Genomic DNA, 17,262 nt, shown 5'->3' on the forward strand with positions numbered 1-17,262 from the left:
ATTTTCACTTTCCGCCCAAGGTTTAATATGGCTAGCTATTAAAAATTCCGGAACATTAATTCCTGTAATGCAGCACCGATAGTCATAAGCACTTAATACTGCAGTCCGAAAAAAATTCTGTCCTACCCGTTCTTTAGCAATTCGTTCTGTATCGTATCCACTGTTTTCTATCCCCAAAGTTTCCTTTATATGAAATTTAGTTTCCGCATAATCGCTATTACCGCAAAGTTCATTATAGATTTTAGCCAAAAGAGTATAGTCCTGCCCAAATTTATCCCATACTCTTTTATCCATCTTACTTCCATGAGATAACCCACTGACATTTCGATCGTGCAGTTCTTTATCAAAATGTGCCAGATTGCACATTTTCATAACCAACGCAGCAGGCGTTCTCCCCAGATTATTGGCAACCTTCTGCAGCAATGGATTCCCCGAAGTAATTTGTCCAAAAGGCACAGCATAAAATAACGCAAGGGCTATTAAGGTTTCCTTTTCATCCCAGTTTTTTCGTATATTCATATGCTATATTCTTCCAATCGTCTTATGAACAATAAAATATAACTTTAAAAATTCATAAAATCTGATATCTGAATCCATTATAGCATAACAAATTATCTCTAAAAACCCTGGCCATGCAATACAGTGCCTAAGTATATCCGGCATCCTGATCCGCGGCCGCTATCTCTAACCAATTGGGCAGGCTATAAGAAATTGGCAGTTGGCTTGTAAAGGGTCTGGCAGGCAGCGGCTAAGGGGCTAAGTGGTTGCGTGGCTGTGTGGCTAAGTGATTTGAGTCGAACTTTTTCTCTGCTTGTCAAACGGGTCGTGCTGACGCCAGACAGGCAGCCCGTTTCAACGACCCTAACCACTTAAACACTTAACCACCTAAACACTTAATCACCTTTCTTATCCTCGTTGGTCGTTCATCGTGGCCCCCTGGGCGGCCGGGATGGGCTCCCCTGCGGGCAGCCCCTACGGCGTTGGGGTCGGAGATTCTCGTTGAACCGATCATTCCCTACGGCTTCTTGTCGGAGGTTCCGTTAAAAATCCGTAGGGTGCGGACCCAGGGTCGCGAAACGATCCCGCCTGATCCGCCCGTTCCGCCGGATTTTCGATGTTCCCCGTACCCCTGTACGCCCTTCCCTGGCCGCCAGTTTTTTCATTCGTTCAAAAGCATCCGCCTCCGGCAGATGGTCTCCTTTGGCGTGAGACGTGAGACGGAAAGGCGCCTTGCCGCTTTTCACCCTTATTTTAACATCTTTGATTGGGTGTTTTTACGTCTTTTTCAATCTTCTAATTCATTCACTGCTCAAAAACTACCTTTCATCCTGCAGGGTATTGCCTATACAGAAACATACATGTTATGCTGAACCCATGACCCTTACAAAATACAGCAAAAGAAGGTGACGAGTTGCAGAAAGAAACCATCATTGCCCAGGAACTCACCAGTTATTCCATGATCGAACGGTTCGACACCGCCTGCTGCCGGCTGCTGGCCAACAAACCCATCCTGGCCTGGCTGCTTCGGGATACGGTGAAGGACTACCAGGACTGTTCCATTGAAGAAATCATGGACTGCCTGGAAGACACTCCACAAGTCCGAACCGTTGCCGTGGACCAGGACGTGAAGAACCAGGAACCTGGCAAGATTATTGGTGACAGTACCGCAGACAAGAGTGTGACAGAGGGAGTTGTTCTATACGATATCCTTTTCACCTCCCGTTTGCCCAAAACCAACGAAACCTGTCAGATTATCGTCAATGTGGAAAACCAGAACCGCTGGAACCCTGGTTACCCCCTACTGAAACGGGCCGTCTACTATTCCAGCCGGCTTATTTCCCGGCAGAAAGGAACCGTGTTCTTCGGCGATGACTATGGGAAACTGGAAAAGGTCTATTCCATCTGGATTTGTATCAAAGTACCCAAAGCCTGGCAAAATACCATGACTGTATTTTCCCTGGAGCCAAAATCGTTGGTGGGTGCGGGAAAATATGATAAAATGGAATATGATATGGAAACGATGGCAGTCCTCGGATTGGGGAACCATGAAAGTCCCCAGAAGGGTATCCTGAAACTTCTGAGTGTGCTGTTGACACCGGAAATAAAGCCAGAAGAAAAACGGGGGATTCTGGAACAGGACTACCACATCCCCATGACGGTAGAGATGAAAAAGGAGGCGGACACCATGTGTACATACGGACAATCCATCCTGGAAGAAGGCATGCAGAAAGGTGAACAAAAAGGCCGCCTTAAAGAACGGGAAGCCAATATTGTCGCCATGCTGAAAGAAAAAATCCCTATGGAAACCATTTCCCGGATTACCCATTACTCTCTGGAACAGATCCAGAAGTTGGGGAAATTGCATGGATTGCTTTAGATTGGAAAAGGCCGCCGGAAAATCCGGCGGCCTTTTGGTTCATCGTTGGTCGTTCGTCGTGAGTCGTTTCGGATGCCAGATGCTCACGCATCTGCCTTTGAACATGAAAAACCGGCGGCCGGGACGGGCTCCCCTGCGGGTAGCCCCTACCACGTTGGAATCAGAGATGCAACGGAAATTCACAGAAACGAAGTTATCGAAGATTCCGTTTCTGTGACCATCAGCTTGAACATATGACAGTAACGGCGTAGGGGCGAGCCCCGGGCACGCCCATCCCGGCCTCCGTTTTTTATACGTTCCCAGGAACCCGCCCGGCGGGTTCCCTCCTTCTGCTAGAGACTAGAGACCAGTGACTGTCAGCTCATGACCATCGGCCTCCGGCAGAAAGACCGTCAACCTCCGGCTGGACGGCAAAAGCATCCGTCTTGATGTATATGTGGAAGACGAAGAAGGCCGCGTGTACGACATCGAGATGCAGTGCACCAACTCCCCCAGAAATGATCTGGCCAAACGCAGCCGTTTCTACCAGAGTCTGATTGATGGGGAACTGCTGGATAAAGGCAAACCCTATGAAGAACTGAACCCGTCCCACGTAATCTTTATCTGCACGTTCGACCCGTTCCATCGGAATCTGCCAATTTACACATTTACCCATTGCTGTCAGGAAGATAACAGGGTAAAATTAAAAGATGAGGAAACCAGGATGTTCCTGAACAGTAAAGGCAGCGAAAATGCGGTTGATCCTGAGATTGCCGCTTTTCTCCGGTACGTGGATGGAAAAGCGGCAAAAGGAAAATTCGTGGAAAGCCTGGATCAGGAAGTCCATCTGGTAAAGAGTATGGATAAAGTGAGGCGAGAATATATGATTATTTTAAGTGGTGGATTCAAAAGACGCCAGAAAGAAAAAGACATACGGCAAGGTATGCGGCAAGGTATGCTACAAGGTATGCAGAAAGGCATACAGAAAGGCATACAAGAAGGCCGCCAGGAAGAACGGGAAGCCAACATTGTTGCCATGCTGAAAGAAAAGATCCCCATGGAGACCATTTCCCGGATCACCCATTACTCTCTGGACCAGATCCAGAAACTGGGAAAATTGCATGGATTGCTGTAGGTTAGAAAACGCTCAGGGCGTTTTCCTTCCCAATGATAAGGCCGCCGGACAATCCGGCGGCCTTTTGGTTCATCGTTGGTCGTTCGTCGTGAGTCGTTTCGGATGCCAGATGCTCACACATCTGCCTTTGAACATAAAAAAACGCAGGCCGGGATGGGCTTCCCTGCGGGCAGCCCCTACCACGTTGGGATCAGAGATGCAACGGAAATTCACAGAAACGAAGTTATCGAAGATTCCGTTTCTGTGACCATCGGCTTGAACATATGACAGCAACGGCGTAGGGGCGCGCCACAGGCACGCCCGTCCCGGCCTCCGGGTTTTATACGTTCCCAGGAACCCGCCCGGCGGGTTCCCTCCTTCCGCTGGAGACTAGAGACTAGTGACTGTCAGCTCATGACCATCTGCCCCCGGCAGATGGTCTCCATCGGCGTGAGACGGAAAAGCAGCAGGCCGTTTCTGACTTCTCTTTCACTCCGCCCTGTCATCCCGAATAAACACATACCGGTCATCCCGGGACAGTTCCGGGCTCCAGACATAGCCGCTCCAGCAGAACCCTTTCATGTCTTCCGGCTTTGCCGCTCCTTTGCCTGCCAGATACCGGACCATTTCTCCCCGGGCCATTTTCACATAGACCCCTTTCTGGACCACCTTGTCTCCTGCCCATTCTCCAAAGATTACCTGGATGAGCCGGTCTCCCGGCTGCAAATAAGCTTCGACTGCCCGGCTGTATTCTTTGGATGCCAGATTGATGATTACCCCGTCCTCATCCCGGCAGGCCCGGTACAGCCGGTCTCCCCAGAACTCATACAGGTTCCGGGACCCTTCCGGTGCCCCCTTGGCCTGCATTTCCAACCGGTAGGGGACCACCCCGTCAAAGGGCCGCAGCACTCCATAAAATCCTGAAAGGATCCGGACCCGTTCCCCCACCCAGTCCATCTGTCCGTCTTCGAACACAGCAGGGGCCATGTACTGGTACTGGATCCCTTCATAAGCCAGGATCGCCGGCGTAACCTCCCGGTCCAAATCCATCTGACGGAGCCGTGCATAATTTTCTTCTGCCAGGGCCGGACTGCAGGCCCACAGTTTCTGAAGCGCCTCAAAAGACAGGCCCCGGAGCCAGGTCAGCAGTTTTCGGGTTTCCTTCAAAAAAGAAGGCGGGGTGCAGGAGCACCCCGATTCCAGATCCACCTGCATTTTCTTGGCCGGGGAAATGATGATCCTCATTCCAGCGCCTCCAGCATCTGGGCGGGATTTTCTGCCGGTTTCACTTTTCCCATAGCTTTAACGATGATTCCCTGTTCATCGATCAGATAGGTGCTGCGCACCACGCCCATGGATACCTTTCCGTACAGCTTCTTTTCCTTCCAGACGTCATAGGCCTGGAGCACGTTTTTTTCCGTATCAGAAAGCAGGGTAAAAGGCAGACCGTATTTATCCTGGAATTTTTTGTGGGAAGCCACCGAATCCTTGCTGACCCCCAGTACCACAGCCCCCTTCTCCCGGAACTGAGGATACAGTTCTCCAAAGGCACAGGCCTGTTTGGTGCAGCCGGGGGTATTATCCCGTGGATAAAAATACAGGATCACTTTCTGTCCCCGATAGTCGGACAAAGAATGCATGTCCCCATTTTGATCCGGAAGCGTAAAATCCGGTGCCGCCGTTCCAATTTCCAGCATGGCAAACCCCTCCTTGAAAACACTCAGTTTATTTGGAAGATATTATAACATAGAATGGATCGGAAAAGGCCGCCGGAAAATCCGGAGGCCTTTTGGTGCATCGTGAGTCGTTCGTCGTTGTGGATGGCAAATGCCGGGCATTTGCCGTTGAACGTATAGCCCTCTGGGCGGCCGGGACGGGCTCCCCTGCGGGGAGCCCCTACCACGTTGGGGTCAGAGGACCAGCAGGAAATCAGAAAAACGGGGTTGTCAAAAAATCCGTTCCTGTGACCGTTGTATCCAACATCCGACCCCAACGCCGTAGGGGCGCGCCAAAGGCACGCCCATCCCGGCCTGCGCTTTTTATACGTTCCCAGGAACCCGCCCGGCGGGTTCCCTCCTTCCGCTAGAGACTAGAGACTAGTGACTGTCAGCTCATGACCATCTGCCTCCGGCAGATGGTCTCCTTTTAAATCCCGGAGACTTGAAAGTCCCCACCCCATTTCACAAACTTTCTATCTCCCCCAATACCTTTTATACCACATTGCTGCCTGTTTCCATGACTGGGGAACACCCCTGCCTTCTTCGTACAGTCTGGCAATGGCATTGCAGGCGCTGAGGCTGCCTCGTAACCAGGCTTTCCGATACCAGACCAGGGCCTGGGCAGGGTCTGCCTGGCCCAGGTATCCACTTTCCCAAAAGTGTCCCATGATTTCACAGGCCCCGGGATGGCCCTGTCGGGCGGCTTTCTCATACCAGATTCCGGCCTGTTCCAGGTCATGGCAGCGCAGCCGGTATTCCTGGGCCAGGCGCACCTGGGCTTCTGCATGGCCTTTTGCAGCGGCTTTCTGATACCATGCCAGCCGTTTCTCCCGCCAGCTTTCATTTTTCTCTTCACTCACCAGCCGGAGAAAGGAACCCATGGCCAGCTGGGCCGCTGCAAAGCCCTGGGCAGCGGACTTCCCGAACCAAATCAGAGCTTCTTCATAGGATGGATCCACGCCTTCTCCATAGGCGTACATGATTCCCAGATAATACTGTGCCAGGAAGTCTCCTTCTGCTGCCCGGGCCCGGATTTTTTCTCTCTGCCGGACGAACACCCGGACGGATTCGCCCAGGCCGGGCAGGTCTTTCAATGCGCCAAAGGCAGGAGCCACCGGATCCCCGGCCCGGGAAGCCGCAGAAGCGTAAGACCGGGCCAGTCCCTCATCCAGGAAGAAGGTTCCATATCCTCCATCCAGGTACAGAGCCAGAAGAAAAAGAGCCCGGCCGCAGCCATCCCAGGCTTTCGCCTGGATTTGAGGATAAGCCTCCCCAGCTGGAAGATTCAAAAACAGTTGATCCAGTTCACAAGTTTCTTTCCCCAGCTGTTCCTTTGCATCTGCCTGCTTTACTTTTTCCCCTGCTTTGCTCTCCATAGTCTGAACCTCCTGCGATGCCCAGCTCTCTGTCGGCCTACTGCTCTTCACTTAAAATCCCGTACGCTTTGCGGTATTTTTCCACCCGTTTCCGGTCCTTTTCCGTCACTTCCGGCAGCCGGGTCAGGTCCATATTGTTCCGCAGGTCCGCCTTTTTCACGGCGATGGCGTAGGGATTCCCGCTTTCTTTGATCTGCCGCACATACTCCAGATAGGGCACCTTCTTGTCATGGGTCAGCAGGGCCACCGCATCTGCCACGGTTTTCCCAAACAACTGTTCCAGGGTTCCCCGGTCCATGGCCGTATCTTCCAGGGTATCATGGAGCATCCCCACCAGGGCATATTCTTCCCCCAGGGGAAGCACCTGATCCGATACGAACTTCACATGATAAATGTAGTCTTTCCCGGCCCGGTCCTTTTGTCCGGCGTGGAATTTCTTTGCCACTTCATAGGCCAATACCAGTTTATCCATTTTCACCACTCCTTATTCACATTTGGATTTCCCATTCTCTCCAGGAACCGTACATCCCAGTCTTCATATTTTTCCATCAGCTCATGGACATGTTGGGCCATGATGATGGCAGGCACTCCGGTATTCACCGTGTACATGAATCGGAACCCCTGAAAGTGGAAGGGTTCCCCCAGGAGGCTGCTGTAAAACCGATCCAGCACCTGGGGTGTCAGTGGTCCCAGGGCTTTGCCCTTGTCTCCCTTTTGGGAAAATTCCCAGGCCTGGCCGTTTTCGTCGGCAAAAAGGGTTCCTTTCTGCCCAAACCGCCGGCTCATGGCAGGGCCCAGCCGTTCCAACACCGGCCGGTACAGTGCATTCATATGGACCAGTACCTGACAGCAGGGCTCCCGTCCGCCCCAGACCCATTCACAGCGAAAATTCACCAGACGCAGCCACCGCTTCAGGGCTTCCAGATTTTCGGGATCCACCCCCAGGAATACCCCACAGTGCCGCGTTCCGAACTGATCCAGCAATTGGCTCTCCATACTCCATTCCTCCTATAGAAATCTCTCTTTGGATCCTTGGTTCTCTGCTTTCTCTCTTCTTATTATAAGACATCCAATGGGGAAAAAAGGGGACAGATATTTTTTAACAATCAAAGGAAAGTGACCCATCCATGAGACAGCCCACAGAACTGCACATGGAGGCCAAATGCCTGGCCATTTGGCCTTGCATGGAAAAACCGGCGGCCGGGACGGGTTCCCCTGGGTGCAGCCCCTACAACCTTGGTATCAATCGATCCAAAAAAAATCCCAGAAACGGAATTGTCGAAAATTCCGTTTCTGGGATCATTTCATCCGACCCTGACGCCGTAGGGGCAGGCCACAGGCCCGCTCTTCACTCTTCACTCTGCACTCTTACTTGTTCCCAAAATGCTCCACCAGCAGGGTGATGGTTGCGGCGGTGCGGGGCAGTACGTCTTCGTTGAAATCAAAATCGCTCTGATGATGGCCGGCGGCTTCTTTGGTGCCGTAGAGCATGTAGACGGCCTGGCCGCCGTGTTCCTGGACCCGGCTCATGAAGTAGCAGCAGTCTTCACTGCCGCTGACTTTCTGTTCCTTTACCACATGCTGGTACAGATTCTGGGATTTCACCAAATCATAGATTTCTTCTCCCATCTCCTTGGAGGAGTTGGAGGAAGTGGCGCTGCCCCGGGGGGTGATCTTTACGTCCACATCATAGAGCATGGCAGCGGCCCGGCACATCCGTCTGGCTTCTTTGGCCATGAAGTCGTTGATTTCGGCAGTTTCTCCCCGGGTCTCGAATTTGATCAGACCGTTGGCGGGCACCACGTTCCGGCCGGTGCCGGCTTCCAGGACCCCTACGTTGATCCGGGAAGAACCACCGCTGTGGCGGCTGATGGTGTGGAGGGAAATGGCAGCCTGGGCAGCGGCCAAAAGGGCATTCTTCCCTTTTTCCGGTTCGGCGCCTGCATGGCTGGGCACCCCGGTGAATTCCGCATCCAGTTTGTCGGTGGCCAGGAACCCTTTGGTCATGCACACCAGGGATCCGTCGTTGTAATCCCCCAGACCGATATGGCCGCTGAGGAAGTAGTCCACATCGTCCACAATGCCGCTCTGGACCATGCTCTTGGCCCCTACCACCCCTTCTTCCCCGGGCTGGAAGCAGATCTTCAGGGTACCGGCCATTTTGTCCTTATGAGCAGCCACCAGCCGGGCTACGGCCAGGCCAATGGTGGCATGGCCGTCATGGCCGCAGGCGTGCATGAGCCCGGGGTGTTTGGACTGGAACCCCAAGGCGCTGGGCCGGTGGCTGGGTGCCGGGTCCTCGGCCACGAACAGGGAGTCGATGTCGAACCGGAGAGCTACGGTTTTACCAGGTTTGGCAAAGTGCATGATCCCCACGCAGCCGGTCATGCCCCCTTTCATCCGGTCCACCAGCACCGGATTGGCCCCTTCCTTGATGGCCCGCTGGGCGCATTTTTTCAGGGTATCTTCGTCGGGCACCAGCATCCGGGCACTGTCGTCCAGCACGTCGGCGCCCATTTTCACTTCATATCCCAGTTTTTCCAGTTCTGTGGCGATGATGGACGTAGTGCGGAATTCAGTCCAGGCGGTTTCCGGATGGGCATGGAGATCCCGTCTCTGCTGGATCATTTCGTCTTTCATTGCCAAAGCTTCCTCATAATAGGTCATGGTTTTATCCTCCCTGAATATATTTGAACAGTCTCTAGCTCTCTTCACTCTTCACTCTGCCCTCTTCACTGCCACTTCGAAGGTCCTGTGCCAGGGCAGGCTGTACCGGTACTGTTCCGGCCGCTTGCCCAGGAGGGGCACTCCTTCTTTCAGCATTTTTTCGGTGACCAGGGTTTCCGCCTGGGCGGTCTGGGCATCGGTGAGCTTTCCGTCCGTCCACTGTCGGGGCCAGATCAGTTCCTGGCGCACCTGCTGCCGGACTTTGCTCTGGTAGAGCCAGTCGTCCAGGTACCGGACGGTCAAAAGGTCCTGCCGGTCCCGGTCGCTCAGATACGGCCGGAGCATCCCCTGGCCCAGGGCGTATCCCAGGCTGTTGCTGGCAGTGTTCCACCCGGCGTAGGACCCCAGCCGGTACCCCAAAGGCTCCTGCCCCGGTTCCCCGGTCAGCAGGCCCTTTACCAGGGCGGTGCTGCCTCCGTTTCCAAAGGCCACGTCGGCGATCCCCACATTCCGTCCCTGCCGGACGTACTTTTGGGCAGTGGCCAGGAACTGCTGGCCCTGTTCATCCAGATCCGGTCCGTTGGCGGCAGAATCCGCACCCAGGGTCACCCCGTCCCCCGGGGTATAGAGCCCCAGCACCAGGTCCGCCCGCTTGTCCGTCCGGGCCGGGTATCCTCCTGCAGCCAGCACATGCTGCCGGTAACTGGTGCCCATGGGGCTGTCCTCGTAACTGGCCACAGTGGCGGCTCCGGTGCCCCCATTGTACCAGCCGTATACCAGAGGGGTCTCTCCCCGTGCCTTGTTCAGGGCCCGGTTCAGCAGCACCATCCCCAGTTCGTCCGCCCCGGAAAAACTCCGGAACTTGTACCGGAAGGCCGGGTCGGCGAAATTTTCCAGGTCCGCCGCATCTTTATGGGCTTCGGAATAGGGGGCGGAATCGTCCCGTCCGATGAGGAAATAGTCCATTTTCCCTGCTTCCAGGCCCCGGGTAAGCCCTTTCAGCACAAACAGGTTCTTTCCCCGGCGTTCCAGTACATCCCGGCGGATATCCAGGGGCAGAGCCTGTTCCACCTGGTTCAGTTCGTTTTTCTCCTTCCGGGTGAGGATCCCCAGCCGCTTTCTGTCCCGGAGCTGTCCCCACCGGAAGATCTGAGGCCCGTACTGGGCATAGTAAGCCGGTTCCGCCGGAGCGCTGCTCCACTTGGGGGAGCGCATCACCGTGGCAAAGCCGTAAAGGGGCACTCCCGGGTGCCGCTTTTTGAAGGCCAGCAGAGCATTGGCCCTTTGGGCCAGCACCGCCGGATCCAGTTCATGAGTCCGGGAAGGCACCAGGCCCCCGTAAATGAGACTGTCCGTGGACACCACCGCTCCTGCCGCTCCCCGGGCTTCCTGGTCCAGCCATTGGGCCAGCTTGTCCGGGTCCCCGTTCTGCCGGTCGCTGGCCAGGAACTTCTCCGGCGGGGTCACCACCTGGACCCCTGCCTTCCGGAAGCTGTCCACCGTATAGGCCAGGGACACGGGACGGTTGTCCAGGGGAATGAAAAGGATTTTCTCCGCTGCCGCCGGTGCACAAACACCCATCAGCAGCACAACAAAAGCACCAAAACGTTTACACCAGCCCAAGTCTGCACCTCTTTTTCTAATTCATCCATCTGGCCGCCAGATCCAGGATCTTGGCTATGGTCTGGAGCTGGCCCTGGTATTTGCTGATTTCCTGCTGGATGGCGGCATCTCCCTGGCCGTTCTGGGCAGCCTGGGCCAGCTGGTCCAGTTTGGCCAGGATCTCATCCTGGTGGTCCACCAGTGTCCTTACCACTTTGCCTATAAGGGGGCTGTTCAGGGCCTTCTGGAGGGCCTGACGCTGCTGTTCCAGGGTTTCCGGGCTGGTGGTTCCGGGTCCCTGGACCGCAGGAGGCAGAACGGTGCCCTGGCTGCCGGCACTTTTCCGCCGGGTGCCTCCCTGTGTCCCACTGCCCCCTGCTGGCTCATCACTGCCAGTGGCTTCCTGGACCTTGTCCCGGACTGCTTCATAGAGGGGAGCCAGGGGGGTGTCTTCCAGTCCTTGGGCCGCCTGGAGCACGGCTCCGGCCACTCCTGCCGCCTGTTTCGTCTGTTTGGTCCGGGGATTTTTCTGGAGGATCTTCCCGTAATACCCTTTCAGGTTGGTGATTTCCACCAGCTGCCAGTCCCCTTTTTCATTTTTCTGCATGTGGAGCACCAGGGTATCCGTGCCCACCGCCGGATTATCCAGCTGGACGTTCACCAGGGCGTCCTGGGGATAGCTGGCCCCGGGCTGGATGTCCTTCACCTTCAGGGCATTCCAGTCCACTGGCAGCACCTTGTCCGGGTGGGTCTTCCGGTAGGAATCGGTCCAGTCCCCGGTCAGGACGGCATTGTGGATCAATTCCTCCAGGTGCCGGGTGATTTCATCCTTTTCCCCTTCGGTGTAACCGTCCTCCACGTCATTTTCCCCCTGGGCGGCCAGCAGGGCATCATACCCCTTGTCCACCACTTTCGTAAGGTCCGTATGGTCCTGGAAGGTAACGATATCGTGCTTGTTCACTGATTCCCGGATCAGTTTCACCGCATACTGGGGGGTGCGGATATAGTACAGGAAGTACCAGCCGGAAACGGCCCCGATCAGCACCGCCAGGGCCGCCCCCAGAGCGATTTTTTTCTTTTTCCGGCGCCGGGCCTGTGCCTGCTCCTGTTCTTTTTGCCGGGGATCCGGCGAAGGATTCCCGGCGGTCTGCTGTTTTGTCATGATTTATCGGTCCTTCAAATACAGCTCCTCGAACAACTTCTTCCCGGTTTCCGTCTTGTACAGCCGCTGATACAGGGCTTCATCCTGCTGCCGGTTATCTCCGTCTTCGTAGGGGTTCACCAGCATATCCGCTTCCGCCAGGATCTGGGCGTCCGGGCCGTCGATGCTGGCATAGGTATGATGATGGCCGATGAGCCACTTGATCCGTTCTGCGTCTTCTCCGGTGATGCCGGCGTCTGCCAGGATGGGCTGGGCAATGTCCGGGCCCAGTTCTTCCTGGATCTTCCCGGTGCAGTGGCCGTACCGGCGTTCTCCTTCGTGGATGCCGATATCATGGAGATAGGCGGCGGCTTCCAGCCGGAACAGGGTCCGGGGATCCAGCCCCTCCCCCATCCCGATCAGCCGGGCAAAAGCATGGACTTTCAAAAGATGATGGATCCGCCGGGGATCCCCTGCATCATAGACAATGGCAGCCCGGGCGATTTTTTCCAATGGTTCCATAAATGATCACGACCTTTCTGATAGGGATATTATAGGGGAAGAAGGGGGAAAAAGAAAGGGGCTGTTGCCCGTGCAACAGCCCTTTTGCTTTTTCAATTATTTATGTTCCCAGATATCCACACGGCGGTTGTCGGCTTTGCCGGCTTCGGTGGCGTTGTTGGACGCAGGGTTGTTTTCGCCCTTGTAGTTCAGCTGCATACGGGAAGCAGCCACACCGTTGTCGTTGGCGTATTTGGCCACGTTCAGCACACGGCGTTTGGACAGGTCTTCGTTGTAGGCGTTGGAAGCATCGGAGTCGGTGTTCCCTACCAGTTTAAAGGTGGAATCCGGATGAGCCTTGGCTACGGCTACGAAGTTGGCCAGTTTGGCAGCTTCGGAAGCCTTCGGGGTATCCACGTCGGAATCGAAGTGGATGCTGTCCAGATAGTAGTCATTGTACACATGAGCCGGAGCAACCGGTTCAGCCACCGTCGGTGCCACCGGTTCTTCCACAGGTGCCGGAGCCGCTTTCTTGTGGCCGCCGAACCGATAGGACAGACCTACCAGGAAGCCCCGGTATTTGATGTTGTTGTCGTCATCCAGCTTGGTATCCACATACCGGTATCCGGCGTTCAGATCCCAGTTGTCAGCGAAGGTGTAAGCCAGGCCGGCATCCCACTGGCTGGTCTTCTTGGTGCCCAGGGCGCCTTCTGCATAGAAAGCCAGGTTCTTGGCCAGGTCGTATTTGGTCCGTACACCGAACTGAGCCACGTTGTTGATCACGCTGTCAGCGCTGCCGGTGTGTGCCCCATGGTAGCTGCCGTCAAAATCATTGTTGATCCGGTTCCAGCCGCCGAACAGAGCCCAGTTCTTGCCCAGGCTGTATACCAGGTTCACTTCGTTCTGGTCACCGTCGGTCTTGAAATCTCCGGCTTTGGTCTTCAGGCCCCGATAGTTGTATTCCAGAGCCCATTTATCGGAAATCCCATAGCCCAGGCCACCGTCAAAGTTCCATTTGGTACTGGATTCATTCCCGTCGAATTTGGCTTTGGGAGCCCAGGCCTCTGCGTTCAGCTGCCATTCTCCCTGATCCCAGCTGGTCTGAGGAGCTGCAAAACCCATGGAAGCAACGGAAGCCAGTACAGCCAGCGTCACTGCAAATGCTTTCTTCTGCATTGAAGATTCCTTCTTCCCGTTCAATTTTTTCCATATAAAAAGTACTGGACTGACCAGTCACTTTACAATTCATATTGTATACCTTTCTGGATGAAGAGATTATGAATGGTTTGTGACATAAATGTGAAAAGGGACTGTGAAAAAATGATTTCTCATTTTTTCACAGTCCCTTTTCACATATCCTTCCCCGGCTTCAGGCCGCTTCCGTCGTTGTTCTGGAGGAGGCTGAAGCTTTCCACGGACTGTTTGAAGGCCCGGAGTTTCAGGTCGTAGTTGATGGTGTCGTCGGTCTGGTACCGGATCTGGTACCCGTTGCCCTGGGCGTTCATCAGATAGGTGTTCACCACAAAGACCTTTTTCAGGTCCCCGCTGTCGGTGCATTCCGCCATGCTCCCGTTGAGGGTGCCCACGGAAATGGGTTCGTGGCGCAGGATGGTGATGTTGGGTGTATACCGGGTCACCTTCTGGATGAAGGCATTTTCCACTTCCTTCAGCCCTTCGGGGGTGGAATTCCCCAGTTCCGCAAAGGTGTCATCGGAAAATTCCCGGACCATCATCCCGTCGGTGTGGACGCTGCTCAGAGACCGTCCGAACAGCACATTGTCCGCCCGGAGGGTGTACATCCGCCAGCCGCTGGGAATCTCCATTTCATAGCCCATGCCGGGCACGGTCAAAAGATTCACGTCAGTGTACTTCACCCGGCTGAGCGTCAGGTCGGAACACAGGGACTGGAGAGCGGACCGGGCCGCCGCATCCAGGTTTTCCGGCGCGCTTACGTTCACCACCAGCAGCACGTTCTTTTCCGGCTGATAGGCCCGGCCGATCAGAAAGGGCCGGTGGGTCCGCAGCTTGTCTTCCGGCACCGCCACATAGGTATAGCTGTCCAGATCCTTCTTCTTGTCCTTTTGGGGTTCCGGTTCCCCGGAGGTGCTCCGGTACTTTCGGAGCTTTTCTCCCAAGATCCCGTCCAGGGCCGGCTGGCTGCCGAAATTCCGGGAGCTGCCGTCATCCTGGATGGTGTCGTTTTCCTGGTCCTGGATCTTCCCCAGGAACTTCTTGAAATCTTTCTTCTGCTCCGTGGAGTACTGCTTCATGGGGACGGACACAAAACTGGGCAGGGTGTACAGATCCGCACTGACCAGGAAATCCTTCCCCACGGTGAAGCGGATCCCCGTGGAGGTATGGTAAATCTCTTTGCTGCCGGGAGGCACCGTCAGGGTATAGCCTCCGCTGGCAGGTTTGTAGGTGTTTTTGGGTGCTGCCGCTCCGGCCTCCCCGGCCTGGAACAGACCCAGGCACAGGAGAGCCGCAGCCAGCCCCCATCGTTTCAGTTTATTCATGCTCTGCAGTTACTTCCCTAATTTTTCTTTCAGATAGGCATCCATTTCCAGGGCGGCCTTCTTGCCGGCCCCCATGGCGGAAATGACGGTGGCTGCCCCGGTGACGATGTCACCGCCGGCAAAGACTCCCGGGATGGAGGTTTCTTCCTTTTCATCCACGGTAATGAGCCCCTTCCGGTTGGTCACCAGATCCGGGGTGGTGTGTTTCAGCAGGGGGTTGGGGCCCTGGCCGATGGCCATCACCACCATGTCCACATCGAACACATGGTTGGAGCCGGGGATCTCCACCGGGCTCCGGCGGCCGGAGGCATCCGGTTCGCCCAACTGGGTCCGGACACATTCCATGCCGGTGACCCAGCCATCTTCGTTCCCCAGGATCTTCACCGGGTTGTTCAGCATGTGGAGTTCGATGCCTTCCGCCTTGGCGTGCTGGATTTCTTCCTTCCGGGCGGGCATTTCCGCTTCGCTCCGGCGGTAGACCACGTAGACGTTTTCCGCCCCCAGCCGTTTGGCGGTCCGGGCGGCATCCATGGCCACGTTGCCGGCCCCCACCACGGCCACGTTCTTCCCTACATACACAGGAGTGGCCATTTTCGGGAACTTCCAGGCCCCCATCAGGTTCACCCGGGTAAGGAATTCATTGGCAGCGTACACCCCGTTGAGGGCTTCCCCAGGGATCCGCATAAAGTGAGGCAGCCCGGCGCCGGTACCCACGTACACAGCCTGGAACCCTTCTTCCCCCAGAAGTTCGTGGAGGGTAAAGGTGCGGCCGATCACTACATCGGTCATGATCTTCACGCCCAATACCTTCAGCTGTTCGATTTCGTGCTGGACGATGGCTTTGGGGAGACGGAATTCAGGGATACCGTACATGAGCACCCCGCCTACCTTGTGGAGGGCTTCGAACAGGGTCACGTCATAGCCCATTTTGGCCAGATCCCCGGCAGCGGTGAGACAGGAGGGACCTCCGCCCACTACAGCCACTTTGATGCCGTTCTTGGGAGCCAGGCCTTCCTTCACCATGTCCGTGCCCTTTTCCCGGGCCCGGTCCGCCACGAACCGTTCCAGCCGGCCGATGGCCACCGGTTCTCCCTTGATGCCCAGGATGCAGTGTTTTTCGCACTGGTTTTCCTGGGGGCACACCCGGCCGCACACGGCAGGGAGGGAGTTCTTGTTCTTCAGGATGTGGATGGCGCCGTCAAAATCCTTTTCCGTCAGGGCATGGATGAACTGGGGAATGTCCACGTTCACCGGGCACCCCTTCACGCACTGGGGATTCTTGCAGTTCAGGCAGCGCTGGGCTTCATCCACCGCCGTGTCTTCCGGATAGCCCAGGGCCACTTCCTCGAAATTATGGTTCCGTACATCAGCCGGCTGTTCCGGCATGGGATTTCTCATTCCTCCACGCATCTGCAATGCCCCCCGCAACTGTATTCTACTGCTTCCTGGTCCTTGTACATCTTGGAACGCTGCATCAGGTTCTTGAAGTCCACCTGATGGGCATCGAATTCCGGCCCGTCACAGCAGGTGAACTTGCTTTCATTGCCCACCTGCACCCGGCAGCCGCCGCACATGCCGGTGCCGTCCACCATAAGGCAGCTGAGGCTGGCAGTGGTCTTCACGTTGTAAGGCCGGGTGACCTTGGCCACGTTCATCATCATGATGATGGGGCCGATGGCCACCACCAGATCCGGATGGTTCCCTGCTTCCAGCATTTTCCGGAGGGGATCGGTAACAAAGCCCTTGATGCCTTCGGACCCGTCGTCGGTGGTGATGATCACTTCATCGCTGATCTTTTCCATCCGGTCCCGCCACAGGATCAGGTCTTTGTGACGGCCCCCGATGATGGTGATCACCTTGTTGCCCAGTTCGTGATAGGCCCGGGCGATGGGATGGACCGGCGCCACGCCGATGCCCCCGCAGACCATGACCACGGTACCGAATTTGCCCATTTCAGAAGGCTGGCCCAGAGGTCCCAGGATGTGCTGGATATCGTCTCCCTGGGCGAAATCTTCACACAGGTGCCGGGTGGTGTTCCCCACCGCCTGGACCATCAGGGTGATGGAGCCTTTTTCCCGGTCGAAATCGCCGATGGTCAGAGGGATCCGTTCGCTGGTTTCATCCACCAGTACCATGACGAACTGTCCCGGTTTGCATTTGTGCGCAATGAGAGGCGCATCCACTTCAAATTCCCAGACTGCAGGTGCCAACTGCAGTTTTTTCAAGATCTTTGCCACACCAAACACTCCTTTATTGTCGTTTTTCATTCAT

Annotated in this window: 15 protein-coding genes and 1 pseudogene; 2 read left to right on the forward strand and 14 right to left on the reverse strand. The window is 55.5% G+C overall.

What is annotated here, in order from left to right:
• On the reverse strand, positions 1–519 hold a 519-nt coding region (locus tag ACZOF8_RS00005), incomplete at its 3' end, for an HNH endonuclease (RefSeq protein ID WP_487426383.1).
• Between the two features lie 892 nt (positions 520–1,411).
• On the opposite strand from ACZOF8_RS00005, the gene ACZOF8_RS00010 reads away from it, so the two are divergent.
• A complete protein-coding gene (locus ACZOF8_RS00010; protein WP_487426384.1) occupies positions 1,412–2,377 on the forward strand; it encodes a hypothetical protein in 966 nt (321 codons plus the stop codon).
• 397 nt (positions 2,378–2,774) lie between these two features.
• Positions 2,775–3,491, forward strand: a pseudogene (locus ACZOF8_RS00015) (Rpn family recombination-promoting nuclease/putative transposase); the annotation flags it as partial.
• A gap of 468 nt (positions 3,492–3,959) precedes the next feature.
• Here the strand turns inward: ACZOF8_RS00015 and yaaA are convergent.
• From yaaA to ACZOF8_RS00080, 13 genes are all read right to left on the reverse strand, one after another.
• Positions 3,960–4,715, reverse strand: coding sequence for a peroxide stress protein YaaA (yaaA, locus tag ACZOF8_RS00020; protein WP_022486595.1), 756 nt, complete (start codon positions 4,713–4,715; stop codon positions 3,960–3,962).
• A complete protein-coding gene (gene bcp, locus ACZOF8_RS00025; protein ID WP_022486596.1) occupies positions 4,712–5,167 on the reverse strand; it encodes a thioredoxin-dependent thiol peroxidase in 456 nt (151 codons plus the stop codon). Before bcp ends, yaaA begins: the two co-directional genes overlap by 4 nt.
• A 494-nt stretch (positions 5,168–5,661) precedes the next feature.
• Positions 5,662–6,564 (reverse strand): tetratricopeptide repeat protein, encoded by a 903-nt coding sequence (locus tag ACZOF8_RS00030; RefSeq protein ID WP_487426387.1) that lies wholly within the window; start codon positions 6,562–6,564, stop codon positions 5,662–5,664.
• 37 nt (positions 6,565–6,601) lie between these two features.
• Positions 6,602–7,036, reverse strand: coding sequence for an HD domain-containing protein (locus tag ACZOF8_RS00035; protein ID WP_154487880.1), 435 nt, complete (start codon positions 7,034–7,036; stop codon positions 6,602–6,604).
• Between the two features lie 2 nt (positions 7,037–7,038).
• On the reverse strand, positions 7,039–7,560 hold the full coding sequence (locus ACZOF8_RS00040; protein WP_487426390.1) for a hypothetical protein: 522 nt from the start codon (positions 7,558–7,560) through the stop codon (positions 7,039–7,041).
• A 372-nt stretch (positions 7,561–7,932) separates the two neighbouring features.
• On the reverse strand, positions 7,933–9,231 hold the full coding sequence (locus tag ACZOF8_RS00045; RefSeq protein WP_022486849.1) for an amidohydrolase: 1,299 nt from the start codon (positions 9,229–9,231) through the stop codon (positions 7,933–7,935).
• 51 nt (positions 9,232–9,282) lie between these two features.
• The gene (locus ACZOF8_RS00050) at positions 9,283–10,854 is read right to left on the reverse strand and encodes a DUF4127 family protein (RefSeq protein ID WP_022486848.1); all 1,572 of its coding nucleotides are present in this window, start codon (positions 10,852–10,854) and stop codon (positions 9,283–9,285) included.
• A gap of 16 nt (positions 10,855–10,870) precedes the next feature.
• Positions 10,871–11,995, reverse strand: coding sequence for a flagellar basal body-associated FliL family protein (locus tag ACZOF8_RS00055; RefSeq protein WP_441373883.1), 1,125 nt, complete (start codon positions 11,993–11,995; stop codon positions 10,871–10,873).
• A 3-nt stretch (positions 11,996–11,998) separates the two neighbouring features.
• Positions 11,999–12,496: an HD domain-containing protein gene (locus ACZOF8_RS00060; protein ID WP_154487882.1), complete on the reverse strand. Its 498-nt coding sequence runs from the start codon at positions 12,494–12,496 to the stop codon at positions 11,999–12,001.
• A 96-nt stretch (positions 12,497–12,592) separates the two neighbouring features.
• Complete coding sequence (locus tag ACZOF8_RS00065) at positions 12,593–13,651, reverse strand: OmpA family protein (RefSeq protein WP_487426393.1); 1,059 nt, start codon at positions 13,649–13,651, stop codon at positions 12,593–12,595.
• Between the two features lie 173 nt (positions 13,652–13,824).
• The gene (locus tag ACZOF8_RS00070) at positions 13,825–14,991 is read right to left on the reverse strand and encodes a hypothetical protein (protein ID WP_308664395.1); all 1,167 of its coding nucleotides are present in this window, start codon (positions 14,989–14,991) and stop codon (positions 13,825–13,827) included.
• Between the two features lie 9 nt (positions 14,992–15,000).
• Complete coding sequence (gltA, locus tag ACZOF8_RS00075; protein WP_288174301.1) at positions 15,001–16,401, reverse strand: NADPH-dependent glutamate synthase; 1,401 nt, start codon at positions 16,399–16,401, stop codon at positions 15,001–15,003.
• Positions 16,386–17,228, reverse strand: coding sequence for a sulfide/dihydroorotate dehydrogenase-like FAD/NAD-binding protein (locus ACZOF8_RS00080; protein WP_022486842.1), 843 nt, complete (start codon positions 17,226–17,228; stop codon positions 16,386–16,388). The genes gltA and ACZOF8_RS00080 overlap by 16 nt, the downstream gene beginning before the upstream one ends.
• Between the last annotated feature and the right edge of the window lie 34 nt (positions 17,229–17,262).

Source organism: Acidaminococcus sp. (assembly GCF_057597765.1).